Annotated in this window: 13 protein-coding genes and 2 pseudogenes; 6 read left to right on the top strand and 9 right to left on the bottom strand. The window is 68.3% G+C overall.

Going from position 1 to position 13,795, the window contains the following annotated elements:
• Nucleotides 1-101: 101 nt before the first annotated feature.
• Both IEY95_RS49635 and katG read right to left on the bottom strand, forming a co-directional pair.
• Nucleotides 102-305: pseudogene (locus tag IEY95_RS49635) on the bottom strand (IS5/IS1182 family transposase); the annotation flags it as partial.
• A 134-nt stretch (nt 306-439) separates the two neighbouring features.
• Nucleotides 440-2,629 carry a catalase/peroxidase HPI gene (gene katG / locus IEY95_RS38565; protein WP_189190885.1) on the bottom strand — a complete coding sequence of 730 codons (2,190 nt, stop codon included), beginning with the start codon at nt 2,627-2,629 and terminating at the stop codon, nt 440-442.
• 379 nt (nt 2,630-3,008) lie between these two features.
• Here katG and IEY95_RS38570 point away from each other — a divergent pair.
• A pseudogene (locus tag IEY95_RS38570) lies at nt 3,009-3,672 on the top strand (HARBI1 family protein); the annotation flags it as partial.
• A gap of 43 nt (nt 3,673-3,715) precedes the next feature.
• On the opposite strand, the gene IEY95_RS38575 reads toward IEY95_RS38570, so the two are convergent.
• Both IEY95_RS38575 and merB read right to left on the bottom strand, forming a co-directional pair.
• The gene (locus tag IEY95_RS38575) at nt 3,716-4,186 is read right to left on the bottom strand and encodes a GNAT family N-acetyltransferase (RefSeq protein WP_229703645.1); all 471 of its coding nucleotides are present in this window, start codon (nt 4,184-4,186) and stop codon (nt 3,716-3,718) included.
• 443 nt (nt 4,187-4,629) lie between these two features.
• Nucleotides 4,630-5,337 (bottom strand): organomercurial lyase, encoded by a 708-nt coding sequence (gene merB, locus IEY95_RS38580; RefSeq protein ID WP_189190886.1) that lies wholly within the window; start codon nt 5,335-5,337, stop codon nt 4,630-4,632.
• Nucleotides 5,338-5,429: 92 nt separating this feature from the next.
• Between merB and IEY95_RS38585 the strand changes: the two genes are divergently transcribed.
• Complete coding sequence (locus IEY95_RS38585) at nt 5,430-6,275, top strand: AraC family transcriptional regulator (RefSeq protein WP_189190887.1); 846 nt, start codon at nt 5,430-5,432, stop codon at nt 6,273-6,275.
• 486 nt (nt 6,276-6,761) lie between these two features.
• On the opposite strand, the gene IEY95_RS38590 is transcribed toward IEY95_RS38585, so the two are convergent.
• Nucleotides 6,762-7,112, bottom strand: coding sequence for a hypothetical protein (locus IEY95_RS38590; protein ID WP_189190888.1), 351 nt, complete (start codon nt 7,110-7,112; stop codon nt 6,762-6,764).
• A 537-nt stretch (nt 7,113-7,649) separates the two neighbouring features.
• Between IEY95_RS38590 and IEY95_RS49640 the strand changes: the two genes are divergently transcribed.
• The gene (locus tag IEY95_RS49640; protein WP_229703646.1) at nt 7,650-7,871 is read left to right on the top strand and encodes a hypothetical protein; all 222 of its coding nucleotides are present in this window, start codon (nt 7,650-7,652) and stop codon (nt 7,869-7,871) included.
• Between the two features lie 221 nt (nt 7,872-8,092).
• Here the strand turns inward: IEY95_RS49640 and IEY95_RS38600 are convergent, their stop codons facing one another.
• Entirely contained in the window at nt 8,093-8,533 is a 441-nt protein-coding gene (locus tag IEY95_RS38600; RefSeq protein ID WP_189190889.1) for a PAS domain S-box protein, read from the bottom strand.
• 74 nt (nt 8,534-8,607) lie between these two features.
• The gene (locus tag IEY95_RS38605; RefSeq protein ID WP_189190890.1) at nt 8,608-9,294 is read right to left on the bottom strand and encodes a DUF2848 domain-containing protein; all 687 of its coding nucleotides are present in this window, start codon (nt 9,292-9,294) and stop codon (nt 8,608-8,610) included.
• Nucleotides 9,295-9,527: 233 nt separating this feature from the next.
• Between IEY95_RS38605 and IEY95_RS38610 the strand changes: the two genes are divergently transcribed.
• The 3 genes from IEY95_RS38610 (at nt 9,528) to IEY95_RS38620 (ending at nt 12,204) form a co-directional block, all read left to right on the top strand.
• Nucleotides 9,528-10,901, top strand: coding sequence for an MFS transporter (locus tag IEY95_RS38610; RefSeq protein ID WP_189190891.1), 1,374 nt, complete (start codon nt 9,528-9,530; stop codon nt 10,899-10,901).
• A gap of 77 nt (nt 10,902-10,978) precedes the next feature.
• Nucleotides 10,979-11,782, top strand: coding sequence for a carbon-nitrogen hydrolase family protein (locus IEY95_RS38615; protein WP_189190892.1), 804 nt, complete (start codon nt 10,979-10,981; stop codon nt 11,780-11,782).
• Complete coding sequence (locus IEY95_RS38620; RefSeq protein ID WP_189190893.1) at nt 11,779-12,204, top strand: cupin domain-containing protein; 426 nt, start codon at nt 11,779-11,781, stop codon at nt 12,202-12,204. The genes IEY95_RS38615 and IEY95_RS38620 overlap by 4 nt, the downstream gene beginning before the upstream one ends.
• Nucleotides 12,205-12,438: 234 nt before the next feature.
• Here IEY95_RS38620 and IEY95_RS38625 read toward each other — a convergent pair whose 3' ends face one another.
• Both IEY95_RS38625 and IEY95_RS38630 read right to left on the bottom strand, forming a co-directional pair.
• Nucleotides 12,439-13,065, bottom strand: coding sequence for a GntR family transcriptional regulator (locus IEY95_RS38625; protein WP_189190894.1), 627 nt, complete (start codon nt 13,063-13,065; stop codon nt 12,439-12,441).
• Between the two features lie 84 nt (nt 13,066-13,149).
• Nucleotides 13,150-13,728 (bottom strand): TetR/AcrR family transcriptional regulator, encoded by a 579-nt coding sequence (locus IEY95_RS38630; RefSeq protein ID WP_189190895.1) that lies wholly within the window; start codon nt 13,726-13,728, stop codon nt 13,150-13,152.
• Between the last annotated feature and the right edge of the window lie 67 nt (nt 13,729-13,795).

The raw sequence follows: 13,795 nt of genomic DNA on the forward strand, positions 1-13,795 counted from the left end.
TCCTTCGGCATGTCATGGACGGTGGCGTCCTCGCCGCGGGAAGCCGCGCCTTCGCAACGGACTCCTTGAGCGCGGCCATCAGGTCGACGACCTGACCCGGCGCCTCCGGCTGGGGCGAGTTGGGCCCTGCGCGTGCCGTCAACGAACCAGCGCAGGACCAGGACGGGATGCTTGAACGGGCTGAGTGCGCGGGTGCCCTTGCGGGTGCCGAGCCGCTCGCGGTGCTGCTGGAGGAGCCGGGCGAGGAAGTGGGCGGTCTGCCTGCTGACGTCGAGCACGGCGCTGTAGGTGATACCGGGTGGCACGTGAAGCCTCTCGGCCGGAATCTGATCTTCGCAGGCGCGTTCCTCCCAGGGGCTTCACGCCTCTCCGTCCGCAGTGACCCCTCTGGTCATCACACTCCGCAGCCGACCCGTTGCCGAGAACATCTCATTGAGGCTCAGGCGAGATCGAACCGATCGAGGTTCATCACCTTGTCCCACGCTGCCACGAAGTCACGCACGAACTTCTCTCCCGCGTCCTGAGACGCGTAGACCTCCGAGATGGCTCGGAGCTGGGAGTGTGAACCGAAGACGAGATCGACGGCGGTGGCGGTCCACTTGACCTCGCCCGTCACGCGATCCCGGCCGTCGAACACATTGTCAGCAGAGGAAGACGCGTTCCACTCCGTGCCCATGTCGAGCAGGTTGACGAAGAAGTCGTTGGTCAGTGACTCCGTCCGGTGGGTGAAAACACCGTGGGAGGATCGCTGGAAGCAGGTGTTCAGGGCCCGCATGCCGCCGATCAGAACCGTCATCTCGGGAGCGGTCAGTGTCAGCACGTTGGCGCGGTCCAGCAGGAGAGTCTCCGGCGACAGCTTCTCTCCCGCCCGGAGGTAATTACGGAACCCGTCCTCCCTGGGTTCGAGCGCGGCGAACGACTCCACGTCGGTCTGCTCCTGCGAGGCGTCCGTGCGCCCCGGTACGAACGGGACCGTGATGTCGTGCCCGGCGTTCTTCGCGGCTTGCTCGACGGCCGCGCACCCGCCCAGGACGATCAAGTCAGCGAGCGAGACCTTCGTTCCGCCGGCCTGCGAGCCGTCGAAGTCCTGCCGGATCTGCTCGAGAGCCCGCACCACCTCGGTCACCTCGGGCAGGTCGTTGACCTCCCAGCTGCGTTGCGGCTCGAGCCGAATCCGTGCCCCGTTGGCCCCGCCGCGCTTGTCGGTGCCGCGGAAGCTCGCTGCCGACGCCCAAGCGGTGGTGACCAGCTGGGAGATGGACAGTCCCGAGGCGAGGATCCTGGCCTTGAGGACGGCGATGTCCTCGTCCGCGACTGGTTCGTGATCGACCTCGGGCACGGGATCCTGCCACAGCTGGGGCTCGGGAACCCACGGGCCAAGGTAACGGGAGCGTGGTCCCATGTCGCGGTGCAGCAGCTTGTACCACGCCTTGCCGAACGCCGCCGCGAGCTCGTCCGGGTTCTCGTGGAAGCGTTTCGCGATCGGCGCATAGACCGGATCCACCTTCAGCGCGAGGTCCGTCGTCAGCATCATGGGAGCATGCCTCTTCGACGGATCATGAGCATCAGGCACAGTGGTCTTGGCCGCCGGATCCGTGGGAGTCCACTGCTTCGCACCGGCGGGGCTGACCGTCAGCTCCCAGTCGTATCTGAACAAGTTGTCCAGGTACCCGTTGTCCCACTTCGTCGGCTCGGTGGTCCATGCGCCCTCAAGCCCACTGGTGAGCGCGTCGGCGCCCTTGCCGCTGCCGTACGTGTTCCTCCAGCCGAGGCCTTGCTGCTCCATGGGGCCGGCCTCGGGCTCCGGGCCGATGTACTGTGCATCGACCGCGCCATGACACTTGCCGAACGTATGGCCGCCGACGATGAGCGCAACCGTCTCCTCGTCGTTCATCGCCATACGCCCGAATGTCTCGCGAATGTCCCTGGCGGCAGCCATCGGATCCGGGTCACCGTTGGGCCCCTCCGGATTGACGTAGATCAGTCCCATTTGCACGGCACCGAGAGGACCGGCGAGTTCCCTGTCCCCGCTGTAACGCTCATCTCCGAGCCATGTGTCCTCGGGCCCCCAGAAGATTTCCTCGGGTTCCCAGATGTCCTCTCGCCCGAAGCCGAACCCGAAGGTCTTGAACCCCATCGATTCCATGGCACAGTTGCCGGTGAAGATCAGAAGGTCGGCCCAGGAGATTTTCCGGCCATACTTCTGTTTGACGGGCCAGAGCAATCGCCGTGCCTTGTCGAGGCTCACGTTGTCCGGCCAGCTGTTGAGGGGGGCAAAACGCTGAGCGCCCGCGCCACCACCGCCCCGGCCATCGTCGACGCGGTACGTTCCCGCGGCATGCCAACTCATCCGGATGAAGAGCGGCCCGTAGTGGCCGTAGTCGGCAGGCCACCAGTCCTGCGACGCCGTCATCACCCCGAAGATGTCCTGTTTCAGCGCGTCGAGGTCGAGGGTGGAGAATTCTTCGGCGTAATTGAAGTCCTCGCTCATCGGATTGGACCGGGGACAGTGCTGATGGAGAACCTGAAGGTCCAGCTGATTCGGCCACCAGTCCCGGTTCGTCTTGGGTCGGGTCGGCGTGGCGGCCGGGGAGGGGATGACCGGGTTCTCGCTTTCGCTGCGGGACACGTCCGTCCTTCTTTCTGTCTCGGTGTTTCCTTCTGCCGGCTGCCTGCCCTTGACGTTGGTTGCTTCGCCGGTGCTGCTGCGACCGGCACTCGTGGCGCCCGTGGCGCCCGCCGGCTGGGGACGCCTGACCAGACCCGCGGCAGTGAAGGTGGGGCCCGGCAGCCAGCGAGAACCCTTCCTTACGTACGACGCCGAGGATCGGGCCTGTGTCGGCGTCCGTATGGTCGCGCACCACAGAGCGCACGCCACGAGAACACGCAGTGAGCCTTTTCAGCGAGGCCACCGATCGGGTGACGGCGGCGGGGCGGATGGACGGCCGCAACGCACGAAACTCCCGTGCCGTTGAGGGAGGGCTCGAAGTCTCAACCCACCAGCAAGCGCACTGAGCCCGTTCAAGCAGCCCGTCCTGGTCCTGCGCTGGTTCGTCGACGGCACGCGCAGGGCCCAACTCGCCCGGGACAGCGGCATCTCCGGTCCGACTGCGTACCGCTACCTGCACGAAGGCTCACCGTGCTGTCCGACCACGCCCCGGACCTGGCCACCGCGCTGGAGCGAGCCGTCGCAGCCGGCTACACCCACCTCAACCTCGACGGCACTGTGGTGCGCACCGACCGCGTCGCCGCGCCCGGCCCCAACGGCGCGGATCTGTGGTGGCCGGCAAACACCGGCACCACGGCGGCGACGTGCAGGTCATCTCCGCCCCGGACGGCTGGCCGCTGTGGGTCTCGCCAGTGCGACCGGGACGTGAGCACGACACCACCTGTGCCCGAGCCCACGGCCTGGTCGATGACCTGAACCGGCTCGCCGCCACCCTGGGCATCCCCACCCTGACCGACCTCGGTTACGAGAACGCCGGAGAAGGCCTGCGTCACCCGGTCAAGAAACCCAAAGGCGGCGAACTCACCGAGCCCGAAAAGGCGTTCAACGCCGTGATCCGTGGCGTGCACGGCGTCGCCGAACGCGCCAACGCCCTGCTGAAGGTCACCTTCAAGGCCCTGCGCCAAGTCGCCTCGACCCTGCTCGAACACGGCCGCACCGCCTGAGCATGAAGATCACGAAGAGTCGCGAGACGTTACCGAGAAAGGTTCACTGAGGGGGGAAGATGAGCCGCAGAACGATCTCGCCGTCGTCGATCTCCCCGGTGGGCTCGAACCCGAACTTCTGGTAGAAGGGCCACGGTTCGCCGTCGCCGGGATCGTAGCTGGTCAGCAGTTCGGTGGCGCCGTCCGCGCGAACCAGGGCGGCGATCTGGGTGAGCGTCTCTCGGCCGATCCCTCGCCTCTGGTGCCGCTTGTCGACGAGGAGGCGCCAGATGAAGTGTCGCCCCTTGTAAGGACCAGCCGGCGGCTTCCACGACAGCATCACGAAGCCGACTGGCTCGTCGCCGATGTACACGGCGCGGCACCAGGGATTGGCCTCCGGCTTCCTTGTCGCCTCCTTGAGCGACTTGGACACGGAGGCGACGAACTGCTTCTGGTCGCGTCGGACGCGGAGGGCACGAACGGCATCCCGGTTGTCGTCGGTGATCTCCCGCAGGTGCACGCCTGGGGACCTCATGCCACACCCCTTCCTGCATCCGGCGGCTGCGCCATCCGGGCCGACGTGAAGAGCCGCCTCCGCGCGGCAGTGCACGCACTGTCAAGGACGTCAGGTTGGACGTCTTCGCAGCGTATTCGACGCAGCGGATCTGGAGCGGGACTGGCACGCCGGGCTGTGTCCGCTCCGAGGCGGCTGCTCTGACCTGGGCAGACGCTCCAAGATCCTGTCCACGAATAGTCCACAGACCCCGTCCTAGGGCCGCTCAGCACCGCATATGGCTGCGCATAGGTGCACACAGAACCAGAGATGGACCGGACAGCGGCGGTAGTTGACCAACGCGCCGGCATAGGCGGAGTGGGCATCGAGTCGCTCCTGGTTGCGCTACGGCACTGTGAGGACGTTGCCGGTCGGGGGGGCGGTTGCTGTGGCGGCTCGCCCTGGGGCATCAGACGGATTCAGCCTCAGTCGGGCAGTCCCCAGAAAGACCCATGCAGGCCGACCTCGGAGAAGTAGGTGGTGGCGGAGGCGGGGTCGCGGCGGGTGTAGCCAGGCTCCAGGCGTCCGGTGTACCAGTCGCTGGCGAACCGCCACAGGGTGCCCAGATCCATGACGTAACCGCGCTCCTGGCCCGTCTGCTGCAGCCAGGTGTCGACGCAGTCGGTGGAGCAGAACAGGCGCTGGTTGCCGCAGGTGCGCACGACATCGTCCCAGGCCCGGTGCATGGGGATGAGGAAATGGGCCACCTGGTCGCCCTCCGGGGGTGCGTCTCGGCCGACCACCCAGGCATGCGGGGTGTCGCAGGCCGGACAGCGGGTGGCGACCAGGACGTCGGGCTCGTCCCGAAGCAGGTGGGGCATGGCGAACGAGTCCCAGGCGCAGCCGCCCCACCACAGCGTGTGCGCCCCCATCACGGAGAAGCCGAGCGGCACGGACGCGAACGGATGGGCCATCACGACCTGGTCGTGGTCCTGTGGATCCAGGACCACATCGTGACTTGCGTGAAGGGTGCGCAGTTCCTGGCGGACCTGGTCGGGGGCGAGCCCGGTGAGTGCGGCGGTTTCCAGCACGCTCGGAGCACGGCCGGTGCGGGCAAATCCGTTGTAGACGGCCAGGCGGACTCTCTCCGTACCGTGAAGGCCCGTCGGTGCTGCTGAGACGTTCCCGGTCATTCCTGTGATTCCTTCGCTGGTTGCGGCGATGGGTCCAGAGTGCGCCGTGAGGAGGCGCGGAGGCTTGAACGCTCGTGCGGCACAATTGAGACATGACGCCCTCCGCAGAGCGCGCCGCCTACTGGCGGGTTCCCGGGCTTGCCCTGGAGGTCATGGACGCCCGCTTCGAGCACTACGCCTATCCGACGCACGCCCACGACACGTACTCCTTCGGAGTCACCGACAACGGCGCCCAGTCATTCGTGTGCAGGGGAGAGCGGCACGTCAGCGCGGCGGGACTGGTCATGGCGTTCAATCCGGACGAGCCCCACGACGGGCAGTCGGCCGTCCCCCACGGGTACCGCTACCGGATGCTGCACCTCGGCGAGGATCTTGTCCGGGACGTTCTCGCCGACGCAGATCCCGGCAGTGCCGGATTGCCGCTCTTCGACACCCCGGTGGTGGACAACCCGGCCCTGGCCCGAGCCGTGGCCCGCCTCCACACTGCGGTCGTCGGCAACGCACCCCGATTGGTCATCGAGGAACACCTCACCGCCGCCGTACTGGCCCTGAGCCGCGATGCCGCCACACGTCCGGCACGTCTGGCGGACCCGCAGGACCGGGTGGACCTGACCGCCATGGAACGGGCCCGCAGTCTGCTGAGGCAGCGATTCGCCGAGAACATCGCCGCCGATGACCTGGCCCGGGTGGCCAGCTGCAATCGCTTCGCGCTGTACCGGGGCTTCCGCGCAGCGTACGGTTTCGCCCCCAGTGACTACCAACGCGATCTGCGATTGCGCCGAGCCCGTGCACTCCTGGCCGAAGGCACGGCACCATCGATGGCAGCAGCCGAGGCCGGCTTCGCCGACCAAGCCCATCTCACCCGGTGGTTCACCCGCACCTACGGGGTCACCCCGGCCGCCTACCGCACGGCGCTACACAGTGAAAGCCATCCATAACAGAGCCCAGCGCGAAGGGTCCGGTCATATCGCTGACGACGGCTGTCGCGCGGCGCGGCTTCTCCCCACGTCTCAGGACGTATCAAGGCGGAGTCCTCATGGCCGAGTCAAGAGGCTCCACCGGCCGTTGGTGCTGTCAGGCGTCGTGGTCGGCGGCCTCTTCGAGAAGTAGAGGCGCATGTCCGGCTCTACCTGGTGCCGTTGCTCGGTGGGAAGCGGCTCGAATCCCTTGGCGTCGCCGATGTACTGGCACGAGAGTGGCACGGCCCGAGGACCGTGCCACAGCCCCTCGATGCGAACTAGGGCGGGGCGGTCGCTGATCGCGCTTGTTGGTGTCAGACGCTGATGTCAGAAGACCGAGGGTGTCTTGACGGACTCACTCACGCGGCGTGCGGCCAGTCCTCACTGAGTGAGCGATCGGAGGTGTGACCTGCGGGTTGGAACGCCGCAAAGGGCGGTGCCCTCCACCCTTACGGGCAATGAGGGCTACTCGTTGGGGTCACACTTGTCGTCTTGCTGCTCGTAGGCCGTCTTATACGCCGTTTCGTAGGCGTTCTCGTACGCCGTGTAGTCCTTCGCCTTCTTGTACACGCTCTTCTTTGCTTCGGGGTTATCGTGCAGTCCCCAATTGCAATGCACCCCATCCTGGTTTCCGGTAGCTGCCCCATCTATCGCACCCTGTTTGCTTGGGCTCTTGACTTCTGGGGCCTGCGGGGCGAACGCCGTCGGCGCTTGGCTGGTATCGGCTGCCGCCTGCGCCATCAGCGTCGGCGAGAACGCCAGTGCTGCTGCGGCGAGGGGGCTCGCCATGACCACCATGATTCGCTTCGCGCGCATAGCTATCCTCTCCTTCGAGATGAAACGCGCACACGGTGCCTCGACCTGGCCAGGGCAGACCCTTTGCGCGATTTACCCTCCAGGGAGCGGCATTTACACCGCGATGCGTTGGGCGCCATGTGGGCCGGTGGGTTCCGGCTTGCGGCGCCTGCAATTCGACCGTAGCGAGCGGTGGGCTCTGTGTCCACTTATGCCCTGGCTTGCGTAATTGACACCTCAACTGCCCTGAGGGCAACCCAGAACACCCTGAGCTGATCCGGCAGTTGGTACAGGCGCCGTTGCGCGAACGAGCTCCGCGGGACGCGAAGGTGCGAAAGATGACGCTCGTCGCTCGGCTGCCAGCCTTGATCAAGAGTGCGAAGAACAGAGGCGAGGTCCTGCGCGCCATCGACCGGGTCAAACCGGGGCGGGGGCGTCCTGCTCCCGAGGTGCTGCGGCGGGCGCTGCGCTCGTATGTCCTGCCGGTTACCCGCCGGGAGCGGGAGCGACCGGAGGATCGTGGCGGCCTTACGGTGGATCGACAAGGCCTCGCTACCCATGGGGGAGTTGCAAGAGATCGCCCGTGTTCATGGGCTGATCGACGGGTTGGGCCGGAGACTGGACGGCAAGCCTGCGGCCACCCAGACGTACCGGCGTCGGCGTGCGGTGGTCTTCAACGTGCTCGAATTCGCAGTGGAGTTGGAATACCTGACGTCCAACCTACTGAGCAGGGTACGACGTAAGCGGGGCAAGGGGAGGCGCACGATCGGCGCGGCCTGAAGCAGCGGGCACAAGGCGAGGTGCGCATCGTGCCGATTCCGCCCCCGTTGGTGCGCACGGCTGCTTTCGGCGGCATCTGCCTGCATATACGCGAAGACCCCGTTCTCAGCGTTTCCGCTGGTGACGGGGTCTTTGGGCACCTCATAACGGGTGCCCCCGGCAGGATTCGAACCTGCGCACACGGCTGCGGAGGCCGCTCCCGCTTCGCCGCTCGGCGTAGCTCAGACCGTCGTACGGTCCGCGGTGGTCTCGGCCCGCCGCCGCATCATCTCCCGCTCCCGCGCTCGTCGCGCGGTGACATCCCGGATGACCGCTCCGACGTGCGCGGCGCCATCGGCACCGGTCAGCAGCGCCACGCTGAACTCGATGGACAGGGTGCTGCCGTCCGCCGCCAGCGCGGGAACCGTCAGGAGGTCCGCCTCCCCGTACTTGGTGGCTCCTCGGTCCATGGCGGTCTGAAAGCCGTCCCAATGACGCTTCCTGTGCTTCTCGGGAATGATGACGTCCAGACTGCGACCGGCCACATCGGCCGCCGAGAACCCGAAGATGCGCTCCGCACCCCGGTTCCAATAGCGGATCAGTCCTTCGCCGTCGATGATCACTATGCCGTCGGGTGCCTGGGCAGCCATTCCCAGCACCACCTCGGGGTCGAGCTCTGCCATGTTTCCTCCGAGTTGGAGCCACGCGAGTGGCGCCAGTATACGGAATACAGTCGGCAGACAGAATGCTCCGTTCCTCAGCCGATCGGCTCGGCCATGGGCACCACGTGGTAGGCCAGGCCGATCGTGTCCCCGGTGACCGGGTCGCCCAACTCCACCCGCCACGCCTCGGCGAACTGATCCACGTTCTCGGTCATCGGGATGGTCCCCGAGATGAGGACCGTGCCGGGGACCAGGTCGCCCCGCGAGCGCAGTACATCGGCCCAGTAGCCCGGGGTGAGCAGCTCGGCGAGCGTGCCGCGCTGGATCTCGGTCTCCGTGCCGCCGTGGGTGACCCAGGCCCGCAGGGTGAGATCGTCGAGGCGTGCCGCGACGTCGTCCAGGCGCCAGGCGCGGCGGGCGAGTACGTCCGGGCCGGCGTTCTTGCTCCATGCGACGCCGTGCACTTCGAGGTCCCGGTCGGTGTGGTCGCAAGCGGCGGTGAGGAGCAGTTCTCCGTCCGCAGCGACGACCAGGGCCCACTCGGCCTCGCCGGAGGTGCGGGCGTGCTGGGCGGCGACGCGGTCGGTCTGCTGGGCGAGGTAGGGGGAGACCGGGTAGAGCGCCGGGGTCACGGACGGCGCGGGCACGCCGAGCGCGGCCAACTCGGCGACGTGCGCGGCGACGTCGTCCTGGCTGCGCCCGGCGTATCCGGCGTTGAGTACCTGGCGGACGTCGACATCACGGGTGGAACCGTCGGGCAGCTCGAAGGTCAGGACGGGCACGGGAACTCCTGAAGGGGTCGGTCTCGGGTGGAGAGGCGGTCTCGGAAGTCGCTCGGGTCTGTCTCGGAAGTCGCTCGGGGCTGTCTCGGAAGTCGGTTTCGAAGCGGTCAACTTCCTGCGCGGGGTTGCGCATACGACCTGTATACAAGAAGTATGCCGAAAGGTCGATGTCCCCCGACGCAAGTCGATGTCCCAGACACACGTCGATGTCCCCGACGCAAGGAACAGGCAGCATGCAGCACGCCCAGCAGGCCACCGAGGCGCCGCCCGCCGGCCGCTCCGGTATCCGCCGCGCCTTCTTCGCCAGCCTCACCGGCACCGCTCTGGAGTGGTACGACTTCGCGGTCTACTCCGCCGCCGCGGCGCTGGTCTTCGGCGACCTCTTCTTCCCCTCGGAGGACCCCCTCACCGGCACCCTCCTGGCGTTCTCCACCTACGCCGTCGGCTATGTCTCGCGTCCGCTCGGCGGCTTCGTCTTCGGCCGGCTCGGCGATGTGATCGGCCGCAAGAAAGTCCTCATCGCCACGCTGGTCCTGATCGGCGCGGCCACCTTCCTCATCGGTCTGCTGCCCGCGTACGGCACGGTCGGTGTGGCGGCGCCCATCGCCCTGGTCGTGCTGCGCTTCGCGCAGGGCGTCGGGGTGGGCGGCGAGTGGGGCGGTGCCGTCCTGCTGTCCAGCGAATTCGGCGACCCGCGCCGCCGCGGCTTCTACGCCTCCGCAGCCCAGGTCGGACCGCCCGCGGGCAACCTGCTGGCCAACGGCGTACTGGCGGCGCTCGGTGCCCTGTTGACGGAGGATCAGTTCCTCTCCTGGGGCTGGCGGGTGGCGTTCCTGATGTCCGGCGTCCTGGTCGGCTTCGGCCTGTGGATCCGGGCGAAGCTGGAGGAGACGCCCGTGTTCAAGGCCATGGAGGCCGAGCACAGCCGGCCCGAGGCGCCGATCCGCGAAGTGTTCACCACCCAGCCGCGCGCCCTGCTCGCGGCGATCCTGTGCCGGGTCGGTCCGGACGTGCTGTACGCGATGTTCACCGTCTTCGTGCTCACGTACGCCACCGGCGAGTTGGGCATGACGCGCGGCTCCGCGTTGACGGCCGTACTCGTCGGATCGTCGCTGCAGGTCTTCCTCATCCCGCTCGCCGGGGCCCTGTCCGACCGGGTGAACCGGCGTCTGCTGTACGGCTGTTCCGCCGTGGCGGCGGGCCTGTGGCCGTTCCTGTTCTTCCTCATGGTCGACGGCCACAGCTGGATCCTGCTCATGTGCGGCGTGGTCGGCGGCCTGGCCATCCACTCCTTCATGTACGGCCCGCAGGCGGCCTTCGTCGCCGAGCAGTTCTCACCCCGGCTGCGCTACACCGGCTCCTCGCTGGCCTATACGCTCGCCGGCCTCATCGGCGGCGCGGTCGCACCGTTGCTGTTCACCGCTCTGCTCAGCTCCTACGACAGCTGGGTTCCCCTGGCGCTGTACATCGCCGTCGCGGCGGCGGTCACCATCGCCGGACTGTGCCTGGGCCGCGACGCCGACGACACCGACGATGCCGGGGATGCCGGGGACGGCGAGGTTCAGCGCGTGGCGTACGAGCCCGAGTCCGCGGCCGAGGTTTCCTGATCCCGCCCCGGTACCACCGACTCCCACTCACGCAGATCCACTCCCACCCACCCCCCATCGACGCAGAAAGGCCGCCCGTGCGTATCGCCCTGAGCCAGTTCACCAGCGGACCCGACCCCGAGAAGAACCTCGAACTCATGGAGGACGGCGTCCGGCGCGCCGCTGAGGCCGAAGCCCGCGTCGTCGTGTTCCCCGAGGCGTCGATGGCCTGCTTCGGCACCCCGTTGGCGCCGGTCGCGGAGCCGCTCGACGGCCCCTGGGCGAACGAGGTGCGCGCTCTCGCCGCCGCGGCCGGCATCGTCGTGGTGGCGGGCATGTTCACCCCGGCCTCCGACGGGCGGGTCGCCAACACCCTCCTCGCCACCGGCCCGGGAGTCGAGGCCGCGTACGACAAGATCCATCTGTACGACGCCTTCGGCTACGCCGAGTCCGACACCGTCGCCGCCGGCTCGCGGATCGTCACGATCGACGTCGACGGCGTCCGTATCGGCCTCGCCACCTGCTACGACGTCCGCTTCCCCGAGCTTTTCCGGGCGCATGCCGATGAAGGCGCCGTGGCGACGGTGCTGGCCGCCTCCTGGGGTGCCGGGCCGGGCAAGCGCGAGCAGTGGGAGCTGCTGGTGCGGGCCCGCGCCCTGGATGCGACCGTGTGGGTCGCGGCGGTTGACCAGGCCGACCCGGCGGCCGGGGGAGTGGTCGCGGATGCGTCGGCCCCGACGGGCATCGGGTACAGCATGGTGGTCGGTCCCGACGGAACCGTACGCGACTGCCTGGGCGCGGAACCGGGCCTGCTGCTGGCCGACTTGACCGTCGAAGAGGTCGCGGCGGTCAAGGAGAAGACGTCCGTGCTCGCCAACCGCCGCCTGGGACGGGCCTCATGAGCAAACCGGAGCTCGAATTCCACCGGCCCGCGGGGCCGTGGACGGCGCCCGCCGGTGCCGTCCCGGGGGTCGCGCAGCGCGTACTCGCCGAGGATGCGTCCGGCGCTCACAGCACCATGCTCGTCCGCTGGGAGCCGGGCACCGACACCTCCGCGCAGGGGGTGACGCGGCACGACTTCTGGGAGGAGGTCTACATCCTCCAAGGCGACCTGCACGACCTGACGCTCGACGAGACCTTCCCGCAGGGCTCGTACGCGTGCCGTCCGCCGGGGATGCCGCACGGTCCGTGGACGACGGCCGCCGGCGTCACCATGCTCGTGTTCACGTATCCAGCGGACCAGCGGACCAGCGGACCAGCGGACCAGCGGACCAGCGGACCAGCGGGCCTGACAGCCGGACGGCCTGACAGCCGGACGGCCTGACGGCCGGACAGGCGGGTGGGGAGGGACCGGACCCCGGTTCCTCCCACCCGTCCCTGCCTAGGCCCTGTCGTCACATTCCCGTCTGCCCCGCGACGCCATGCACGCACTCTCGCCGCACCGGGCACAGACCCAAGTACATCCAGTACGAGGGCCTGTGCCCGGCACGCCGAGAGCACGCACCTGACGCCGCAGGGCCCGCCCTCCGGGCGGACGACGGGAATGTGACGACAGGACCTAACCGGCGAGCAGGATCTTCAGGGTCGAGTCCAGATGGCTGTCGATCGCGGCGCGCGCGGCCGCCGCGTCACCGGCCGCCAGCGCGTCGAGGATCTCCCGGTGCTCGTCCAGCACCGCGGCCTGCCGGCCGTGCTGGTTGAAGAGCGCCACGACTCCGGCACGGACCTGGCGGCTGCGCAGTCCGTCGTAGTGGCGGTCGAGCAGGGCGTTGCCCACCGCCGAGACGAGGGTGGCGTGGAACAGATGGTCGACGGCGATGAACTCCTTGGCCTGGTCGGGGCCGCTCAGAGCGCTCTGCCGGTCCAGCAGTTCGCCGAGCTGCCGCAGCGGAGCCCGGCCCGCCGCGATGACGTGCTCGGCCGCGTACCGTTCGACGATCCCGCGCAGCTGCATCAACTCGGAGATCTCCCGGCCCGACAGCGGTGACACTCGGGCACCGCGCTTGGGCACCAGCTCGACGAGATCCTCGGCCGCGAGCAGCAGCAGGGCCTCCCGGATCGGGGTGCGTGACACTCCGATCCGGTCGGCGATGTCCTGCTCGGAGAGGAACGCTCCCTGCATCGCCGGGTCCGTCAGCACCGTGTCCTTGAGGTAGGCATAAGCCTTCTCCCGACCGGACGCCATCACTACCCCCAGAGATCGCCAGAGATCGCATACACCTTGTATACAAAGTTACCACGGGGTGTGGCGGGTGGTGGTGGCCGCGCGTCAGCGGGCGGTGCGGACGCCGTCGAGGGCGACGGCCAGGACGCGGTCGCGCTGGGCGTCGTCGAGGAAGTTCGTCGCGGTGATGCCCGCGACCATGCGCAGCAGGTCGTCGAAGTCCATGTCCTCGCGCGCCTCGCCGGATTTCTGGGCGCGTTCGAAGAGCGGGCCGCCCGCCTGGTACATCGAGTCCCGGCAGGCGAGGAAGATCTCCGACTCGTCGTTGAGCGCCTCGCGGACGGCTCGCTTGGTCACGGTGTAGCCCACGAACCGGCGCAGCCACGCGCTCAGCGCCTCCCACGGCTCCAGCTCGGCGACCTCGTGCGCCACCCGGCACAGGTCGTTCACCTCGCCCGCGTAGACGCTTTCGAACAGGTGGCGGCGGGTCGGGAAGTTCCGGTAGAGCGTGCCGATGCCCACGCCCGCGCGACGGGCGATGTCCTCCAGGGACGCCTCCGCGCCGTTCTCCGCGAACGCCTCGCGCGCGGCCGTCAGCAGCGCGTCGTAGTTGCGGGCGGCGTCTTTCCGGTGCGGCCGCCGGGACGTGACGATCTCGCTGACGGGGAACGGCTGGGCCGTCACTGCTGCCTCCCATGGCGGGTCGAGGTTGAAGCGGAGGTTTGCCTCCGCTACAGTGGAGGGGTGCCTC

The sequence above is a fragment of the Streptomyces albiflavescens genome, from assembly GCF_014645835.1.
Lineage (GTDB): Bacteria > Actinomycetota > Actinomycetes > Streptomycetales > Streptomycetaceae > Streptomyces > Streptomyces albiflavescens.

What these genes read in the sequence shown, in the direction of transcription:
- IEY95_RS38590 (WP_189190888.1), bottom strand. Translation starts at nt 7,112, where the DNA reads ATGCGCGCGAAGCGAATCATGGTGGTCATGGCGAGCCCCCTCGCCGCA.
- IEY95_RS38625 (WP_189190894.1), bottom strand. Translation starts at nt 13,065, where the DNA reads ATGGCGTCCGGTCGGGAGAAGGCTTATGCCTACCTCAAGGACACGGTG.
- IEY95_RS38610 (WP_189190891.1), top strand. Translation starts at nt 9,528, where the DNA reads ATGCAGCACGCCCAGCAGGCCACCGAGGCGCCGCCCGCCGGCCGCTCC.
- IEY95_RS49640 (WP_229703646.1), top strand. Translation starts at nt 7,650, where the DNA reads ATGGGGGAGTTGCAAGAGATCGCCCGTGTTCATGGGCTGATCGACGGG.
- IEY95_RS38575 (WP_229703645.1), bottom strand. Translation starts at nt 4,186, where the DNA reads ATGAGGTCCCCAGGCGTGCACCTGCGGGAGATCACCGACGACAACCGG.
- IEY95_RS38600 (WP_189190889.1), bottom strand. Translation starts at nt 8,533, where the DNA reads ATGGCAGAGCTCGACCCCGAGGTGGTGCTGGGAATGGCTGCCCAGGCA.
- IEY95_RS38620 (WP_189190893.1), top strand. Translation starts at nt 11,779, where the DNA reads ATGAGCAAACCGGAGCTCGAATTCCACCGGCCCGCGGGGCCGTGGACG.
- merB (WP_189190886.1), bottom strand. Translation starts at nt 5,337, where the DNA reads ATGACCGGGAACGTCTCAGCAGCACCGACGGGCCTTCACGGTACGGAG.
- IEY95_RS38585 (WP_189190887.1), top strand. Translation starts at nt 5,430, where the DNA reads ATGACGCCCTCCGCAGAGCGCGCCGCCTACTGGCGGGTTCCCGGGCTT.